Annotated in this window: 19 protein-coding genes; 14 read left to right on the plus strand and 5 right to left on the minus strand. The window is 39.4% G+C overall.

Features of this window, described 5'->3' with window-relative positions; translation table 11 throughout:
* Nucleotides 1-675: an HAD family hydrolase gene (locus tag HCH28_RS10245; protein ID WP_221680851.1), complete on the minus strand. Its 675-nt coding sequence runs from the start codon at nucleotides 673-675 to the stop codon at nucleotides 1-3.
* A 6-nt stretch (nucleotides 676-681) separates the two neighbouring features.
* Nucleotides 682-915 (minus strand): cyclase, encoded by a 234-nt coding sequence (locus tag HCH28_RS10250; RefSeq protein ID WP_221680852.1) that lies wholly within the window; start codon nucleotides 913-915, stop codon nucleotides 682-684.
* Nucleotides 916-1,105: 190 nt separating this feature from the next.
* On the opposite strand from HCH28_RS10250, the gene HCH28_RS10255 reads away from it, so the two are divergent.
* The 11 genes from HCH28_RS10255 to ptsP all read left to right on the plus strand — a co-directional run bounded on the left by HCH28_RS10255 (nucleotide 1,106) and on the right by ptsP (nucleotide 11,734).
* Entirely contained in the window at nucleotides 1,106-1,882 is a 777-nt protein-coding gene (locus tag HCH28_RS10255) for a hypothetical protein (protein ID WP_221680853.1), read from the plus strand.
* Nucleotides 1,879-2,235 (plus strand): GntR family transcriptional regulator, encoded by a 357-nt coding sequence (locus tag HCH28_RS10260; RefSeq protein WP_004229320.1) that lies wholly within the window; start codon nucleotides 1,879-1,881, stop codon nucleotides 2,233-2,235. Before HCH28_RS10255 ends, HCH28_RS10260 begins: the two co-directional genes overlap by 4 nt.
* Nucleotides 2,236-2,244: 9 nt before the next feature.
* A complete protein-coding gene (locus HCH28_RS10265) occupies nucleotides 2,245-2,958 on the plus strand; it encodes an ABC transporter ATP-binding protein (protein ID WP_221680854.1) in 714 nt (237 codons plus the stop codon).
* A gap of 87 nt (nucleotides 2,959-3,045) precedes the next feature.
* Nucleotides 3,046-3,966, plus strand: a complete 921-nt coding sequence (locus HCH28_RS10270) for an ABC transporter ATP-binding protein (protein WP_221680855.1) — start codon at nucleotides 3,046-3,048, stop codon at nucleotides 3,964-3,966.
* On the plus strand, nucleotides 3,944-4,885 hold the full coding sequence (locus HCH28_RS10275; protein WP_004229314.1) for an ABC transporter permease: 942 nt from the start codon (nucleotides 3,944-3,946) through the stop codon (nucleotides 4,883-4,885). Before HCH28_RS10270 ends, HCH28_RS10275 begins: the two co-directional genes overlap by 23 nt.
* Nucleotides 4,886-5,062: 177 nt before the next feature.
* Entirely contained in the window at nucleotides 5,063-7,006 is a 1,944-nt protein-coding gene (gene nagE, locus HCH28_RS10280) for an N-acetylglucosamine-specific PTS transporter subunit IIBC (RefSeq protein WP_221680856.1), read from the plus strand.
* A 95-nt stretch (nucleotides 7,007-7,101) separates the two neighbouring features.
* Entirely contained in the window at nucleotides 7,102-8,262 is a 1,161-nt protein-coding gene (gene nagA / locus HCH28_RS10285; RefSeq protein ID WP_221680857.1) for an N-acetylglucosamine-6-phosphate deacetylase, read from the plus strand.
* 64 nt (nucleotides 8,263-8,326) lie between these two features.
* On the plus strand, nucleotides 8,327-9,037 hold the full coding sequence (locus HCH28_RS10290; RefSeq protein ID WP_221680858.1) for a sugar isomerase domain-containing protein: 711 nt from the start codon (nucleotides 8,327-8,329) through the stop codon (nucleotides 9,035-9,037).
* A 20-nt stretch (nucleotides 9,038-9,057) separates the two neighbouring features.
* Nucleotides 9,058-9,762 carry a glucosamine-6-phosphate deaminase gene (locus tag HCH28_RS10295; RefSeq protein WP_221680859.1) on the plus strand — a complete coding sequence of 235 codons (705 nt, stop codon included), beginning with the start codon at nucleotides 9,058-9,060 and terminating at the stop codon, nucleotides 9,760-9,762.
* A complete protein-coding gene (locus tag HCH28_RS10300) occupies nucleotides 9,759-10,025 on the plus strand; it encodes an HPr family phosphocarrier protein (protein ID WP_221680860.1) in 267 nt (88 codons plus the stop codon). Before HCH28_RS10295 ends, HCH28_RS10300 begins: the two co-directional genes overlap by 4 nt.
* On the plus strand, nucleotides 10,022-11,734 hold the full coding sequence (gene ptsP / locus HCH28_RS10305; RefSeq protein ID WP_221680861.1) for a phosphoenolpyruvate--protein phosphotransferase: 1,713 nt from the start codon (nucleotides 10,022-10,024) through the stop codon (nucleotides 11,732-11,734). Before HCH28_RS10300 ends, ptsP begins: the two co-directional genes overlap by 4 nt.
* A 379-nt stretch (nucleotides 11,735-12,113) precedes the next feature.
* Here the strand turns inward: ptsP and HCH28_RS10310 are convergent, their stop codons facing one another.
* Entirely contained in the window at nucleotides 12,114-12,812 is a 699-nt protein-coding gene (locus tag HCH28_RS10310) for a class I SAM-dependent methyltransferase (protein WP_221680862.1), read from the minus strand.
* Between the two features lie 729 nt (nucleotides 12,813-13,541).
* Nucleotides 13,542-14,309 carry a sporulation protein gene (locus HCH28_RS10315; RefSeq protein ID WP_221680863.1) on the minus strand — a complete coding sequence of 256 codons (768 nt, stop codon included), beginning with the start codon at nucleotides 14,307-14,309 and terminating at the stop codon, nucleotides 13,542-13,544.
* 111 nt (nucleotides 14,310-14,420) lie between these two features.
* Here HCH28_RS10315 and HCH28_RS10320 point away from each other — a divergent pair, with 111 nt between their 5' ends.
* The 3 genes from HCH28_RS10320 (at nucleotide 14,421) to HCH28_RS10330 (ending at nucleotide 16,448) form a co-directional block, all read left to right on the plus strand.
* Nucleotides 14,421-15,275 carry a LysR family transcriptional regulator gene (locus HCH28_RS10320; RefSeq protein ID WP_221680864.1) on the plus strand — a complete coding sequence of 285 codons (855 nt, stop codon included), beginning with the start codon at nucleotides 14,421-14,423 and terminating at the stop codon, nucleotides 15,273-15,275.
* Nucleotides 15,276-15,351: 76 nt separating this feature from the next.
* Nucleotides 15,352-16,086 (plus strand): urease accessory protein UreH domain-containing protein, encoded by a 735-nt coding sequence (locus tag HCH28_RS10325; protein ID WP_221680865.1) that lies wholly within the window; start codon nucleotides 15,352-15,354, stop codon nucleotides 16,084-16,086.
* 41 nt (nucleotides 16,087-16,127) lie between these two features.
* On the plus strand, nucleotides 16,128-16,448 hold the full coding sequence (locus tag HCH28_RS10330; protein ID WP_221680866.1) for a YnfA family protein: 321 nt from the start codon (nucleotides 16,128-16,130) through the stop codon (nucleotides 16,446-16,448).
* Nucleotides 16,449-16,492: 44 nt separating this feature from the next.
* Here HCH28_RS10330 and HCH28_RS10335 read toward each other — a convergent pair whose 3' ends face one another.
* A complete protein-coding gene (locus HCH28_RS10335; protein WP_221680867.1) occupies nucleotides 16,493-17,257 on the minus strand; it encodes a class I SAM-dependent methyltransferase in 765 nt (254 codons plus the stop codon).
* Nucleotides 17,258-17,529: the final 272 nt, after the last annotated feature.

Here is a 17,529-nt window from a genome sequence, read left to right on the forward strand (position 1 = left end):
CTAGTTAAACAGGGCTCTTCCTTTTATTAATGGATCAAATGAATGAATCACGGCATCAGGTTTAATGTCAGTTGGATTCGTGAGGCGATGAGGATTGAACCATATGCCTTTCATCCTTGCTTGCTGACAACCAGCGATATCCTTTTTTAGGTCATCCCCAACGAATAGGGCTTCTTCTGGTTGTACATGAAGCTGATTTAAGGCTAATTCGAATATGCGTTTGTCAGGCTTAGTTAAGCCTACTTCCTCAGAAATAAGGATAACATCAAAATAGCTAGCTAAACCTGTATGTGTGATTTTAGCCCTTTGTCGCTGTGTAGAGCCGTTTGTGATGATGCCAACTTGTACTTGCTTCTTAATCGTTTGGAGAACCTTCAACGTATGTTGATCGATAGAAAAGCAATATGGAAACTGCTGATCCCAAAAATCTTGCATGTCATGGCGAGGCAATTGAAAGGTTGATGGAAACGCATCAAAAAACGATGATAAAACATTGGTTTTATCGGCAATCCCATAGTCTCTTTTATCGTATTCCTTAAATTTTTCCAGTATGTCCTTTTTGAGCATACCCTGAATAGCACCATAGTATTTTTCCAAAATAATATAAAACAGGTTATCGACAGCATGATCTCGATTAAGTAAGGTATCATCTAAATCAAATAGTATCGCTTTCAACGAGCTTCATATCCTTTCTTGCTCATCAAGAGGTTTTCGTTTATGTTTTTCATTCATAATTTTTTTGTTTAGGATCGTTACCTTGCCAACCATGAGCAACCTCATATCTTCCACAATATACTTAGCTAGCTCTTCGTCCGATATGTCATCTCCATCAATATCAAGGCGAAAATCCTGCCCTTGTAGGCCACCACCATTGGTAAATTCAATTTCAAAATCAAAGACAACTCTTTTATCCATTCAAGTACCACCTTACGCTTAGTGTTAGAGTGCTATCCATATATTCTGTGTTTAATAGGTGAATACCTTCTTTGAGCATAAGCGTAATTGTTGAGTAAACAAAATTTCCTTTTTCTTGTATTTACCACTTGCCAACAAAAAAGTTATAGTGTAATATGTAACTAGTACACTATGACACGAGGTGTTGTGATTGAAAAGCTTTACAGGACTTTTAAAAAAAGAATGGGTACTTTATCGCTCATGGTTTCTAGTAGGGATATTTATGGGACTTATGCTATCTTGGATCGTTCCCTATATCCTACATCAGTATGTCAATCTCTTTGCACATGAGCATCAACTAGCATTTGCATTTACGATACTCGTCCTTTTTCTAGGAGGATTTTATTCTGTTTTACAATTTTTGGCATCGATGCGATTGGATATTAAAGCAAAGGAGAGCTGGCTCCATTCAACAAGCTCCATCACAAAGCTTATCGGCGCAAAATTGGTTTGCTCATTAGTAGGATATGTCCTCTTCACTATCCTTTTTACGAGTATAGCCATTTTCAATATTAAGGATGAGCTGATTGCCAGCGCTGGACAAATTTTATTGGTTCTGGTAATAGTTGTTATTATATTGACGATTTTACAATTAATGCTATTTATCATTCTTTTATTCTTTTTAGCTTTTTATTTACAATTAAAGCGCGTAATAGGTCGTTTTTCGATTGTGCTGACAATGATTGCGTTTTATGTAACCACAGCTGGTTGGGTGCGGGTAACGGAGAGTCAGCTGTATCGAACGATCTTCCTCCATGGAGAGGTTTCGCTTCAAAGCATCGAACAATATCTACCAACAGGGAAAGAAATGACGATGGAATGGATGCTTGGCTCGATTTATGTCGTTGAGGAAGTAGCCATTACGTTATTACTACTACTGCTGTTTTTAGCAGCATCGAAGTGGCTTGAAAGGGTGGTTTTACGATGACGATGGATTTTTCGCGTGACAAACCCATTTATAGCCAGCTTGTCGATCGAATTTGTGGAGACATTTTGAAGGGGAAGTTGCAGCTAGGTGATCGACTTCCCTCCGTTCGAGAATATGCAGTAGAAACAGGTGTCAATGTCAATACGGTGCAACGTGTATACAAGGAGTTAGAGGCAATGAATATAACGGAAACCAAACGAGGACAGGGTACATTTATTACGAGCAATGAGGAGCGCATTGAGTTATTGCGGGAAGAGATGAAAAATCAGCTGGCTGAAAATTTTTTAACATCAATTGAGGCATTAGGCTTTTCAAAGGAAGAAATGCTGGTGGTTTTGAAAAATAAAGCGTGAGGTGAAGGGATGTTACAGCTATTAAATGTATCTTTTCAATATAAGAAAAAGCCAGTTTTACAGGATCTATCCTTTTCCTTTCCGATTGGACAAATCATTGGACTAGTTGGGGAAAATGGTAGTGGTAAATCTACGCTTATGAAAGTTTTAGCTGGTTTACTGCGACCCACTGCTGGTGAGATCACACTAGAGGGTGAACCAGTCACACGTAGAAGTGCTGACAAAATTGCTTATTTACCAGATACAGATTTGTTTTTTGAGTACTACACGGGTGAACAGCTTTTCCAGCATTATGCTTCGCAGTTTGAAGATTTTTCCTATGATAAGGCCTGTATCGTCGCACAATTTTTACAGGTAGATACACGCACAAAGCTACGCCAATTATCAAAGGGTAATCGTGGTCGTATGAAAATGGCTGCAACCCTTGGGCGAGAGGTTCCTTATTATATCATGGACGAACCATTTGCTGGGCTAGACCCTATTGTGAGAGAGCAGCTGATTAAAGGCTTAATTCAATTTACGGACATCGAAAATCAAACGATCTTGCTATCCACACATGAATTATATGAGGTAGAGCCTATTTTAGATCAAATTATTTTATTGCAGGCAGGATCAATCATGGCCTATGAGAACGTGGAAACATTACGCGATGTGGCTAATAAGGATGCAGTTGAGTGGATGAAAGGATTTTATCGGCCTTCAGTAAAAAATATTGACAGCTAAAGGTGAAGAAAGAATCGTCAATAAAGCAATGTTGTCGTGCCAGACTGCATAATGCTCAGGCGAAATAGATTAGAAAGGGTGAAAAATATGACAGAACCGATTGTACAATTGCAAAATTTATCGAAAACTATTCGAGGCAAGCAATTAATTCAAAAGTTAAACATTGATTTATATCCAGGCCAAATTACAGGATTTTTAGGACCGAATGGAGCGGGGAAAACAACAACGATCCGAATGATGACAGGGCTTATGCATCCAACAGAGGGCAATGTCATCATCGACGGGCTTTCACTTAAGGAGCATTATGAGGAAGCCATTAGTAAAGTTGGTGTGATTGTTGAAAATCCAGAAATGTATAAATTTATGTCAGGCTATAAAAATTTACTACATTTTGCACGTATGCATAAAAATGTAACGAAGGAACGAATTCAGGAGGTCATTCAACAGGTTGGGCTCGAAAATCGTATACATGAAAAGGTCTCTACGTATTCACTTGGTATGAGACAGCGACTAGGATTAGCCCAGGCGTTATTGCACAGACCGAAATTTTTGATTTTAGATGAACCGACGAATGGCTTAGACCCTGCTGGGATTCGTGAGTTTCGTATGTACCTGCGTAAGATTGCTTCAGAAGAGGGCGTATCTGTCTTTGTCTCAAGTCACTTATTATCAGAAATTGAATTGATGTGTGATCGAGTGGCCGTGATTCAAAATGGGCAGCTGATTGATCTGCGCGATATTCACAATGAAAGCTCATCGTTTTATTATGTGGAGGCAGAGCCAAAAGAGCAGGTGTCTGCTTATCTGGAACAGCGTGACTTTAACTTTGTAGCAGAGAATCAGGGCTATGTGGTGGAAATGAAGAAAGAGGATGTCCCGGCTATGACTACACAACTAGTCCAAGCAGGTATTCAATTATTTGCCGTACAGCCACATCAAAAAACATTAGAGGATCAATTCTTAGAAATGACTGGAGGCGGACAAATTGCTGAAGCTAATTCAAAATGAGTGGATGAAATTATGGCATAAAAAAGGAACATGGGCAATGGTGGCCATGCTGATTCTTGTCATTCTTGTTCCTGCTGGAATCACCAAATATTATGAAGTAAAATCCCCGACGGAAGGCTCCTGGAAAGACATAGAGCAGGAGGCCATTCAATCCTATAAAGAGACGCTAGCAGGTGAAGATTTAACGGAGGAAGATAAAGCTTACTTTCAAGAGCAGATGGCTATTTCTGAATATCGTTTAGCGAATGATGCACCAAGTCAAAAAGATAGTAGTCTTGCAAGCTTTATGTCCTTTACAAGCGGTATGCTAACGCTTGTCACTTTATTTACAGTCATTACCGCAGCTAGTATTGTATCGAGCGAATTTTCAACAGGGACGATTAAAATGCTCTTAACGCGCCCAATGTCCCGTGCAAAAGTGTTGACGTCTAAATTACTGACAACATTTCTTTTTGGTTTGTTATTGTATGTGGTGAATGTTGTGGTAAGTGCCCTTATCGGCTTAGTCTTGTTCGGCATGGGAACAGGTGTGGAATTAGAAATGGTCAATGGGCAGGTCGTTGAAAAGGCCGTATGGAGTGATTTAGCCTATCATTACCTATTATCTGGTGGTGATTTTGTGATGTCTACATTATTTGCCTTTTTGATTGGTTCAGTATTCCGTTCAAGCTCTTTAGCAATTGGTTTAACGATGTTCCTTTCTTTTACAGGCGGCATGATTGTTATGTTCTTAAGCCGCTACGACATCGTCAAATATATTTGGCTCACACATTCTGATTTAACACAGTATGAGCATGGTGGTGGCTCCATGATTGCTGATGTGACGTTGCCCTTCTCATTAACAGTACTTGCTATTTACGCAGTAGTTTTCCTTGTCATTAGTTATTCAACCTTTATGAAACGTGATGTCACGGCATAAGCTATAGAAGAACTGTGCCCTAATTTCGAATTAGGGTGCGGTTTTTTTGTTTAACATCACGAAATATTAAAAAAGTATTTATTTTTTTTTGAATTGCGCCTATAATAATAGCAACTTAGTGAAAACGCTTTTTTTTACTAAAGTGGTCTAGACAACTATACCAAAGGGGGATAATGAATGTTTGCTTTCTTACAAAAAATCGGTAAGTCGCTCATGTTTCCAATCGCAACTTTACCAGCAGCAGCATTACTATTGCGTTTAGGTTCAGCGGATATGCTTGGGGCCGTACCGAATGAAGCCATCCAGTACATTGCTAGTATTATGGCCGCTTCTGGTAATGCTATACTAGGGAATTTACCAATTATTTTTGCGATTGGTATTGCGATGGGGTTTGCACATGATAGTAGTGGCGGTGCAGCTCTAGCGGGTGCGATTGCGCATCTTGTTTTAGTCGCCGTTTTAGGGACTGTTAACGAAGAATTAAATATGGGTGTGTTTGGTGGTATTATTGCCGGTATTACGGCAGGCTTATTATATAACAAATATTATAATGTGAAATTTCCAGAATGGTTATCATTCTTCGGTGGACGGCGCTTTGTACCGATTATTACGTCCATCACCATGGCCATTTTAGGTAGTATTTTAGCGATCGTTTGGGGACCAATTCAGGGTGGCATTGATGCTGTCGGCAATTGGATGATCGGTGCAGGATCACTTGGCGTAGGGATGTATGGCTTCTTCAACCGTCTATTAATTCCAGTGGGTCTCCACCATGTAATCAATACAATTATTTGGTTTGATTTCGGTGAATTTACAAATGCTGCAGGCGAAATCGTGAAAGGGGATATCAACCGCTTCCTAGCAGGAGACACATCAGCTGGACATTTCCAAGCTGGTTTCTTCCCAATCATGATGTTTGGCTTACCAGCAGCCTGTCTAGCAATGTATTTTGCGGCGAAAAAAGAAAAGCGTCCAATCGTTGGAGGGATGTTCGTTTCCATCGCTTTAACAGCCTTTTTAACGGGTGTTACAGAGCCTATTGAATTTTCCTTTATGTTCTTATCACCAGTTCTTTATGGTATCCATGCGGTATTAACAGGTATTTCATTGGCTGTGGCCTATCTTGTTGGATTCCGTGACGGCTTTGGCTTCTCCGCAGGCTTAATTGACTACTTACTCAACCTTGGTCTGGCAGATAAACCATTGCTCTTATTACCTTTAGGTTTAGGCTTTGGGGCGATTTACTTTGTAGTATTCTATTTCTTAATCAAAAAATTAGACTTAAAAACACCTGGACGTGAAGACGATGAGGATGAGGATGGCGAAGTAAATGCTATTGCTAATGATGTCGATTTACGTGCATATTATACAATTGAAGCATTAGGTGGAAAAGACAATATTAAGCAAGTGGATTATTGTACAACTCGCCTACGTTTATTAGTACAGGATTCTGCTAGCGTCGATGAAAAAACATTGAAGCAAACAGGTGCAAGAGGTGTTATGCGTATCAGTAAAACCAATGTCCAAGTAATCATTGGGACATCTGTTGAGTTTTTAGCTGAAGCCATAAAAGAACGTTTGAAAAAAGGCAATCCAGCACCAGCCAATGCAGGACTTCCAACAGCACAGCCTGTCCTAGAAGAAACAGTGAAGAATGACATGTTGACATTCCATGATTTCGAAATGCCAATGACTGGCGATTTATTACCTTTAACAGAAGTGCCTGATGAGGCATTTTCAGCAGGCTTGATGGGCCCAGGTTTCGGGATTCGTCCAACAGATGGAGCAGTCTATGCACCATTCGATGGTCAAGTAGTGATGGTGTTCCCAACAAAGCATGCAATCGGCTTAAAATCTGATACGGGCATTGAAGTATTAATTCATGTTGGCTTAGATACGGTCAAACTAAATGGTGATGGTTTTGATCTGTTCGTGACAGATGGTCAAAAAGTTAAGCGTGGGGATGCGTTATTAAAAGCAGACCTTGTACAGATTGAAGGTCAAGTACCTTCTGTCATCACACCAGTCGTCTTCACAAGCTTAATGGGGCAAGCGATAACACTTGAAAAGACTGGCTATCAACGAGCAGGCTCAACGAATATTATTACAATGAAGAAGTAACGACTAATGGGGCTGTTAGCGAAGGTATACAGAGGCAATGCTATTGCACACGGATGCCTTTTCGACAGCCCTTGTTCAAGAAGGAGATGTTTTTCTTGAGTTTAATCATTCGAAATATCACAGTAGTAAATGGCAATGGACGAGAAGAACAGGTAGATGTATGGATGAAGGATGGTAAAATTGCTCAAATTGCTCCTCAGCTTGATATCCACGATGTCGAACAGCTTGATGGTTCAGGGAAATTTTTATTGCCAGGATTTATTGATCTGCACATTCATGGGTCCGCTCAAATGGATACGATGGATGCTTCTGATGAAGGGCTCCATACGATGGCTCAATCCCTTTTAAAAGAAGGAACGACAAGCTTTTTAGCTACAACGATGACACAAAGCTATGACAACATTGAACGAGCTATTGAAAATGTGGCACAGTTTCAGCCACAGCCAGATGAAGCAGAGGTACTGGGTATTCATATCGAAGGGCCATTTGTCTCGAAGCAGCGAGCAGGGGCACAGCCTCTTGAATATATTGTCGAGCTAGATTTGGATATATGGACAAAATGGCAGCAACTAAGTGGCCATAAAATTAAGCAAATTACGCTAGCACCAGAAGAACCGAATGGCATGGCAGCTGTGCAAAGTATTTCTGCTAGCGGTGTCATTGTTTCAATTGGTCACTCGGATGCTACCTTTGAGCAAATGCAACAAGCCGCTCAACTAGGTGCCACACAGGGGACACACTTATATAACCAAATGCGTCCATTCCACCATCGAGATCCAGGTGTAGTTGGTGGTGTCCTGCTACTAGATGCGATTAAGGCAGAACTGATTGTTGACTTTATCCATATGCATGAAGGTGCGGTGGAAATGGCCTACCGCTTAAAGGGAGCAGACGGGCTTATTTTAATTACCGATGCGATGCGCGCAAAGGGAATGCCCTACGGTGCATATGATTTAGGCGGTCAAACAGTTCATGTGACAGAAGCAGGTGCTCATTTGTCAAATGGATCGTTAGCAGGCAGTATTTTAAAAATGGATCAGGCTGTACGGAATATGCATCACATTACGAATTGTACGCTGGAGGAGCTTGTCAAAATGTCCAGCTATAATGCTGCCGAGCAATTGAAGCTAGGTAATAAGGGTCAGCTTGTACAAGGCTATGATGCGGACGCGGTGATTTTAGATGACCATCTAAGGCTCCATCAAACGATTAAGGCGGGCAAGGTCTTATATGATGTAAATTCAAGCGGACAATAGTCACTAATATGCAGCAGGTACAAACATCTGGCATGAAACGATGGAAATGAAAAGGTGATAGAACATGAATACCTATTTTCAACAAGTCAATCAATATTTAACAATGATGGCACAGCAGGAAAGCAACCAGCTTATGCATATTGCCAAGCAAATTGGTAAACGTCTTACAAAGGGGGGCATTATCCAGCTCTTTGGCTCTGGTCATTCCATGCTATTAGCACAGGAATGTTACTACAGAGCAGGTGGCTTAGTGCCTGTCAAACCGATACACATAGAATCGTTAATGCTACATCAGGGTGCACGGCAATCCTCACAAAATGAAAAAAAACAGGCTTTTTTAGCCTCCTATAAGGATCAGCTGCAATTTGATGAAAGAGATGTTTGTATCATCATTTCGACCTCTGCCAATAATCCAGCGCCCATTGATATGGCTATATATGCAAAGGAAGCGGGCGCTTTGACCATTTCACTGCAATCACTGGAATATCAGCACCAGCCATCGCGCCATCCGTCAGGAAAGCGTTTAGAGCAAGTAGTAGATGAAGTATTGAATACGCATGTGCCATTAGGTGATGGTGTGTTAAGCGTTGACCAATTGCAATATGCCCCTGTTTCAACGGTGTTAGGTGCGACTTTATTAAATGCTTTATTCGCTCAAATCATTGAGCTTATGCATGCACAGGGCGCTCGTGTACCAGTGTTTGGTAGCAATAATTTAGGGGGAAATAATAACGATGCGCTCATTGATCAGTATGGTCAGCGTATTCATTTCTAGGGTACAAAGGAGGATATGTGGTGAAAGTAAAAAGATTTTCCTCAATGGATGATTTATATTCATATGCAGTAGCAACTATTTCGGAAGCCAAAAATAATGGCGCCACAACGTTCGGATTAGCTACTGGTGGAACAATGGAACCGCTATATGCTAAAATTTGTAAAACAGATATTGATTTTTCACATTGTATTAGCTTTAATTTGGATGAGTATGTTGGGCTTGAGGCAACTCATAAGCAAAGCTACGCCTATTATATGAACAAACATTTATTTAATCAAAAACCATTTTTAACATCGTATTTACCAGATGGATTAGCAGTAGATCCTCTAATGGAAACAGCTCGCTATGAAGGATTGTTGCAACAATATCCCTTAGATTTCCAACTGCTTGGTATCGGTCAAAATGGTCATATCGGCTTCAATGAGCCTGGTACGTCATTTGCTTCTTTAACACATCTTGTAACACTCGAAGAATCTACTCGTCAAGCTAACGCGCGTTTCTTTTCATCCATTGACGAAGTGCCAACACAGGCCTACACGATGGGTATTCAATCGATTATGCGGGCAAAATGCATTTTGTTACTCGCAGTGGGAGAAGCTAAGCGTGAGGTGTTAGAGCGTTTACTGGCATCTGATTATACAGAAGACGTACCTGCAACTGCTTTATCGAAACATCCAAATGTGATGATTTTAACAGACTTACAAGAAGAGGAGAATAAATTATGAAAACACAACAATTGACAGTAGTCGATCCTTTAGGTATTCATGCACGACCAGCGAGCCAGCTTGTGGCAAAAGCAACACCGTTTGCTTCATCTATAGAAATACGTACAGAAGAAAAAGCCGCTAATTTGAAATCAATCTTAGGTGTGATGGGATTAGCCTTAAAGCAAGGTTCACAATTTACACTAGTGGTAGAGGGGGAAGACGAAGAGCAAGCATTAGCAGCACTAACGACACTCATCACGGAAATGGGGCTTGCACAATGACACAACTCACTGGTATTGCCGCTTCAGACGGCATTGCCATTGCGAAGGCATATCGTTTCGTCCAACCAGATTTAACATTCGCTAAAACAACTATTCATGATATCGAGGCAGAGCAGCAACGTTTAGCAGCCGCTCTTGCCAAAGCAGAACAAGAACTAGTTATCATTCGACAGCAAACATTCGAAAAATTTAGTGCAGAAGAAGCCGCAATTTTTGAGGCACATTTATTAGTGGTTCATGATCCCGAATTACTTGGGCCTATCAATCAAAAAATTGCGGACGAAGCGGTGAATGCGGAGTATGCATTGCATGAAGTATCCTCTATGTTTGTGGCATTATTTGAAGGTATGGATGACGAATACATGAGTGCCCGAGCATCAGATATTAGAGATGTGACAAATCGCATATTAGCACACTTACTCGGTGTACATATTCCAAATCCAAGCAATATGAACGAACAGGTAATTATCGTAGCGAATGATTTGACTCCTTCAGAGACAGCCCAATTAGATCGCAACTTTGTTCTCGGTTTTATTACCGATATTGGTGGGCGAACATCCCATTCGGCCATCATGGCTCGTAGCTTAGAAATCCCAGCAGTCGTAGGAACAGGGATTGCTACGACAACAATTCAGGATGGCGATTATTTAATTGTTGACGGTTCGACGGGTCAAGTCCTAGTGAACCCAAGTGCCGAAGTGATTGCAGACTATCAGGAAAAGGCACAAAATTATCGGGCACAACAGGCGGAATGGTCTACTTTAGTGAATGAGCAAACCGTTTCGAAAGATGGCGTGCATGTTGAGCTAGCGGCTAATATTGGATCGCCAAGTGATTTGGATGGGGTATTGCGTCATGGAGCAGAGGGAATTGGCTTATATCGAACAGAGTTTTTATATATGGGCCGAGAAAATTTGCCATCTGAGGAAGAACAATTTACAGCGTATAAAACGGTCTTGGAAGGTATGAAGGGCAAGCCAGTTGTTATTCGAACACTGGATATCGGTGGCGACAAGCACCTGCCGTATTTACCTGTGCAAGAAGAGATGAATCCATTCCTTGGTCACCGTGCCATTCGTCTATGTCTTGACCAGCAGGAGTTATTCCGCACACAATTGCGTGCACTACTGCGAGCATCTGTCTACGGAAACTTAAAAATTATGTTTCCTATGATAGCGACCATTCAAGAATTCCGTGCGGCTAAAGAAATTTTGCTTGAGGAAAAAGAAAAGCTGATAGCAGGAGGGATTGCAGTAGGCTCTTCCATAGAGGTCGGGATGATGGTTGAAATTCCTTCGACAGCCGTAATGGCAGATATTTTTGCAAAAGAAGTGGATTTCTTCTCCATCGGCACAAATGATTTAATTCAATATACAATGGCGGCAGATCGGATGAATGAAAAAGTTTCCTATTTATATCAACCCTATAACCCAGCCATTTTACGTTTAATTCAAATGGTCATTAAAGCTGCCCATCAAGAACAGAAATGGGTAGGAATGTGTGGAGAAATGGCTGGCGATGAGCATGCTGTGCCACTTTTGCTAGGCTTAGGCTTAGATGAGTTCTCCATGAGTGCTACGTCTATTCTAAAAACGAGGGCCTTGCTAAAGCAATTATCTGTCCCAGAGATGCAGTCTTTAGCAACAGAGGCATTACAGTTAGCGACAGCTGAAGAAGTACTGGAAAAAGTAAAGAAAGCTGTGAAATAAATTAGAACAATAACCCATCTACCACTCTGTAATATGAAGTACAAGTAATTGTACATTTTGTCTTATTCAATAGTGTTTCTTTTATAATGTTATACATTAAATGAAAAAGCACATTACTAAATGCAAATTTTAGTGATGTGCTTTTTATTTTGACTATTTTTCTCATCTACATTTGTTAAAAGGTTAAACATTTACAATGACTAATTTAAGGGGGGCTAATCATTAGTCTAATATGTATATAATTTATTAAAAAATTTTAATCATTTTATACCTATGTTATTCAACTATAGCCCCTGTTATTGTAGTATAGGAACAATAAAAAATGCAGGTTTAAAGCGTCAAATTGACAATATAAAGATACATTTTTATCTACCTAGAATTATATTTTTCTAAACAGACAAACAATAAAATCTTCGAGACCAAATTCATTTTGACTTAAATTATCGTGCTGCATTTCACGTATCTCAATTTCTTGGAAATTTGAAAAAATTATTTGTAATTTTTCTTTGGAATATCCTATACCACCATGTAAACTTCTATCCATATAATATTGTTTATCGGACAGCGATGATCCGCCGTACTTTCCATTTTCTTTGAAAGCACTGATTGAAAAATAACCATTATTCTTTAAATATTTGTTGATAAATTGAATGTAGGATACTCTTCGATGAGGTGATAAGTGGTGAAAACAACCAGAATCGTATATATAATCAAACTTTTGTGATTGCAGCTTTAAATTAAAGATATTTTCACAAATTAACTGAATGTTTACATTTTGGACATCAGCTTGCTCCTTTGCCCAATCGATTGCTTGTTGTGATAAATCCACAGCGGTTACATTAAAACCTTTTTGAGCTAGATAAATAGCGTTTCGTCCATTTCCGCAGCCAATTTCAAGTACATTACGTGGCTTTATAGTTTCTTTTTCAATATATTTTACTAAATGTTCATCAGGTTTATCACAAAAGAATGGGACATTTCTTTTTTTATCTTTATAAAATGTATCCCAAAATTCTGTTGGCTCTCTTAACAAAGAATCTAGTAATTCATATAAATCTTCATTATTTTTAACTAACATCTAACGCCCTCCTTATGTAATTCAATTGTAATATAAAGGGAGTTTTGTATTGTTACACTATGTTTAAAATAAGATTAAATACCAAATCTACCGAAGTGGAAAGTGCCTCAATAAAGGTATTAAACACGTCTAGAATTCATCCTATCTAAATAAAACGATTAGGAGATAGTAACATATGGTGATAGATAAACATGGCTTATAAAGCATTTAAAGCAGAGCTACTTAAGGGTAAAAATATTATATTATTACATTTATTACAAATATTACATATGAAGAAGTTTTACAAACTTTGTTTGGTAATCTTTCAGAAAATAATGTTATTCAATATTTAATAGAATATCGTTTCCCACTTAGTAGGCTACTAATCCAAAAGAAAAGCAAAGTTCACTTTATAAAGAAAGGAAATTCATATTCTTCTCTTTTATAAACGGGTCTACTTTATTTCAAATTTACACCTTCCATTAATAGGGCTATAGTATAGTCATATCTAACATGTAGAATCCTTTAATTTTTTTATCTTATTTTTATTTAAGTCTTGATAACGAAAAATTGTTTAGTATTACTTCATTTGGTATACATGCCTGTTCTAAAAAAGGCACGACGAATGCTATGTGATTTTATAAACTCATTCTATTAAATAGGGTACGAAAATCATTATGATTTCGTACCCTATTGATGTTGAAATTAAATTTTTATGTTTCAAAAGTGAACGTCTGAAGTTTTTGTTCATTAGGCGTGTTTTGAAATGATTTGCTGAAGCTTTGCTTGCAGTGTCGGTAGGTCATGCATCGTAACCGTTGTGCGAACATAGCTTTCATCCATATCTAATGCTTCAGCAAAAAAGCTACCAATGCCTTTTACTTTGCGATCAATTTGCATTAAAATCTCTGCAGAATGGTTGGATTGAGAAAGGAAAACTAATTCAAGCTCATCTAAATGGCTTCTATATTGTCCAGTGGGTACAAATTCAAATTCTTGGACAAATGGATAGTAGCCTCGGAAGCGTGAAGGAGCTTGTTCACATTCAGCTTCACGTAAACGGAAACCTAATCCACGAATCGCATCTAATATATGACCTGCTAGTGCTGTTGGCTCGACACGAATATAATCCTTATCACTCGGATCGACCGCATTTTTAATATCAAGGCCCGTTTGAATCCATACCTGTGTTTTACCTGCACTAATCGGTGTTTCAAATGGCAATGTTAATGAAATTGGGAAGACTTTTTCCTCGCCTGCGCCCAGTGTGAAAGGCTCTGTTACTTTGACCTTCTGCAGTGTGGCAACCTCTGTATGTTTGTGATCATTCGACTCACGGATATACGTCGTATTGACGGATAGGTAAATCGTGTCGACCTGTTGCTCAACTTGACCGCCTCGCACAATGATTTCCCCCTGCATGATCTCTCCAGCACGATAAGTATCCTTCTCCAATCTTGTATCCACTGTTGCTGAACCTATACCAATACTTGCTAATGCTTTATGAAAAAAAGACATTTTTCATTCCTCCTACTGACATCGTTAGCTATACATACGCTTATGATGAAAAAAGGTTTCAAGACTTACAAATTTTTCGTTATACTAGTTGAAAACGAAAGAGGGATGGCGATGGAAACAGAGTGGCTACGCACATTTATCGTGGCAGCACAAACAGAAAACTTTCGAGAAACGGCTGAAAAACGATTTATTACACAATCGACTGTAACGAAGCATATCCAGCATTTAGAAAGGGCATTGCAAACCCCGTTATTTGATCGACAGAGCAAACAGGTTACGTTAAATCGGCAGGGTGCTTATTTTAGTCAGCAGGCACAAAAAATCTTGTCCGCTTTTGATGAGGGGCTTCAACAAATGGATTCCTTCGTAAAAGGCTACACCGCTAAGCTTACGCTTGGCGTTGCTCCGCAAATAGCGAATTCAACATTACCAGCTATTATCACAGCATTCCAGCACCGAAAGCCAACTACTCAGGTAGTGATAGAACTTCTAAAATCCAATGAAATCGGGGAAGCGGTATTTACGGGTGTAATCGATATTGGCTTATCCAAATTAACCTCAACTCGTGAGCTTCACACGGTGATGCTCGCACAAGAACCATTGCATTTAATTGCTCCTATTGGTAAAAAGGAATTAGATGCTTTCACTCTTTTACGGCAGGAAACACTTCTCACACATGAATATGCGCCCTATTGGCAGGAAGTACAACAGGTGCTACAGCAATTTACCAGCCATCAAACAATGCATATTAATCAAACAGAGGTGATCAAGCATTTCGTCAAGCATGGTCTTGGTATTGCCTTGCTGCCTAAGAGTGTGATTGAAGCGGATTGCCAGCAACATCTTCTACATAGCTATTCAGTAAAAGAATTTTCTCATATTGTATCGGATACTTACTTGCTTACAAAGTATGTCTCAGCTGATTATGATGATTTTTTAGTAGCGTGTAATAGCGTGTATGAGTAAAGCCGTTTTCTGCACGGTTTTTTCATAATGTACCTTTATACTATTTTAGTAGAAATAATAGATAGAGGGTGTTTAGGTGTATAGTGTATTGTCCAGCATTAGTCAGTTGATTAGTGAACCGCTTACGCAATTTGTACAAGGCTATGAGCATTCTGCCCTGATGATGGCCATTCTTCTTGGCTTAATAGGCGCCTTTGCTCCATGTCAGTTAACAGGTAATATGAGTGCCATTACATTTTATGGCAATCGAACACTTCAAAAGAGCAGTAATTGGCAAGAAATTATGTTTTTTATTGTGGGGAAAGTGGTTGTTTTTAGTGCGCTTGGCTTTTGTGCTTGGCTTTTTGGACAATCATTTGAAACAAAGATGACCGTTTATTTTCCAATCTTTCGTCAGGCTATGGGGCCGATAATGCTACTAACAGGGTTGGTGCTAATCGGTTTATTCAAATTAACCTTTTTACAACGCTTACCATTGCTGCTGCCGCCTGTAGTAAAAGAGGGGAAAATCGGCTCGTTCTTAATGGGTGCTAGTTTTTCTATTGCCTTTTGTCCCACTATGTTTGTTTTATTCTTTGTGTGGTTAATGCCCCTTGTGGCGAGCACTTCCTATGGGTTGCTTTTACCTAGTATTTTTGGCGTAGCGACCGCTGTACCGCTTATCATCATGCTTCTGTTGATCTATGTCTTTGATGCCAAACGCCTTATCCTACGAAAAAGTATGAAGATGGGAAGGGCTATTCAAATGACAGCAGGTATCCTATTAATTTTAATCGGAATAACGGACACTATTACATATTGGGGCATGTAAGACATGTATAATAGAGTCAAAACGAGAAAGAGAGTTACAGTATGATCGCTATATTATTATTTATTCTTGCGGGAATTGGTGAAATAGGTGGGGGCTATTTAATTTGGCTTTGGTTACGAGAGGGCAAACCTTTTTATTGGGGTATTTTTGGCGGTATTGCACTTGCTCTGTACGGTGTTGTTGCAACATTCCAGTCCTTTCCTACCTTTGGCAGAGTTTATGCAGCCTATGGTGGAGTATTCATCGTGTTGTCTATTTTATGGGGGTGGGGCATTGATGGCAAAAAGCCCGATCATTTAGACTTTATTGGCGCAGGGATATGCTTAATAGGCGTCATTGTGATATTGCTGCCTCGCTCTTAGCATGGAAAAAAGGTTACTACAACAGAATAGTAACCTTTTTTAATCTATTTTTTACGAGCAATAAAGCGCAGACGATAATAATCAATGACCCATTCATTCTGTTGAAAACACGTTGGCTTTAATAATTCCTCACATGTCGTATAAACCTGTTCTTTCTCATCCGCCTTTAAGTGTTGTAGAAGATTTTCACTAAACATGACCAACCAGTTGCGAAGCCCATCCTGCCCTTGAAGTGGTGTAGGACGTTTATAGAGTGTGATATTCTCGACCTCAAAGCCTGCATTTTCTAATTTTGATTGATATTCCTCGACGCTTGGAAAATACCAAGGGAAATAGTGGTCGATATAGGGAAATTGTAAAGATTCCATACTTTTTTGCAGGGCCCAAACGATGGATGCAATATTGCCTTGTCCACCCATTTCAGCAACAAAGCGTCCATCGTTCTTCAGTGCGCCATAGACGTTTTCGATAACTACATCAGGTTCCTTCATCCAATGAAGTGCGGCATTGGAGAAAACGGCATCAAATTGCTGAGAAAAATGCATCGCTGTAGCTTCCATTGTTTGAAAATTTATGGCAGGATATTTTTGCTGAGCAGCTAAAATCATCGTAGCCGACGCATCTACTCCGAGCACAGAAGCTCCAAGTGCTGATATGTCATTAGCCAAATCTCCTGTACCACAACCCACATCTAAAATATGTTCATTTTTCTGCGGCGCTAGTAGATCAACTAAGTTTGTACCCAATTTTGACACGAAATCATGCTTTTCATCATATAAATGAGCATTCCATTTTGTTTTTGTTGTCATCCTATTTCATCTCCTTTAGTAGAGCATAGCAAAGGAGGACAACCATCAGAAATGCGAAAAATCATGAATTTTGATTCCAAATTGGAATGATAGCTTTCTCTATAACAGCTAGCTTTACACGCTATCAAATTTCCGATTCGATGAAAAATGAAGTCCATAAAATTTTTGAGTAAAATTAAAAGGTAGCTGATGTTTTAAACTGTACCCTATAAGATAGACACTTGAAAAAGGTCATCTTATAGGGCATTTTTGTTTATAATTGAAAAAAACAA

Origin of the sequence: Lysinibacillus sp. K60 (assembly GCF_019731275.1) — a bacterium.
Lineage (GTDB): Bacteria > Bacillota > Bacilli > Bacillales_A > Planococcaceae > Lysinibacillus > Lysinibacillus capsici.

Bases quoted from the DNA above. Each gene is read 5' to 3' on its own strand.
- HCH28_RS10330 (WP_221680866.1), top strand. From the start codon at position 16,128: ATGATCGCTATATTATTATTTATTCTTGCGGGAATTGGTGAAATAGGT.
- HCH28_RS10250 (WP_221680852.1), bottom strand. From the start codon at position 915: ATGGATAAAAGAGTTGTCTTTGATTTTGAAATTGAATTTACCAATGGT.
- HCH28_RS10290 (WP_221680858.1), top strand. From the start codon at position 8,327: ATGAATACCTATTTTCAACAAGTCAATCAATATTTAACAATGATGGCA.
- HCH28_RS10320 (WP_221680864.1), top strand. From the start codon at position 14,421: ATGGAAACAGAGTGGCTACGCACATTTATCGTGGCAGCACAAACAGAA.
- HCH28_RS10310 (WP_221680862.1), bottom strand. From the start codon at position 12,812: ATGTTAGTTAAAAATAATGAAGATTTATATGAATTACTAGATTCTTTG.
- ptsP (WP_221680861.1), top strand. From the start codon at position 10,022: ATGACACAACTCACTGGTATTGCCGCTTCAGACGGCATTGCCATTGCG.
- HCH28_RS10300 (WP_221680860.1), top strand. From the start codon at position 9,759: ATGAAAACACAACAATTGACAGTAGTCGATCCTTTAGGTATTCATGCA.
- nagE (WP_221680856.1), top strand. From the start codon at position 5,063: ATGTTTGCTTTCTTACAAAAAATCGGTAAGTCGCTCATGTTTCCAATC.
- HCH28_RS10265 (WP_221680854.1), top strand. From the start codon at position 2,245: ATGTTACAGCTATTAAATGTATCTTTTCAATATAAGAAAAAGCCAGTT.
- HCH28_RS10270 (WP_221680855.1), top strand. From the start codon at position 3,046: ATGACAGAACCGATTGTACAATTGCAAAATTTATCGAAAACTATTCGA.
- HCH28_RS10315 (WP_221680863.1), bottom strand. From the start codon at position 14,309: ATGTCTTTTTTTCATAAAGCATTAGCAAGTATTGGTATAGGTTCAGCA.
- HCH28_RS10260 (WP_004229320.1), top strand. From the start codon at position 1,879: ATGACGATGGATTTTTCGCGTGACAAACCCATTTATAGCCAGCTTGTC.
- HCH28_RS10335 (WP_221680867.1), bottom strand. From the start codon at position 17,257: ATGACAACAAAAACAAAATGGAATGCTCATTTATATGATGAAAAGCAT.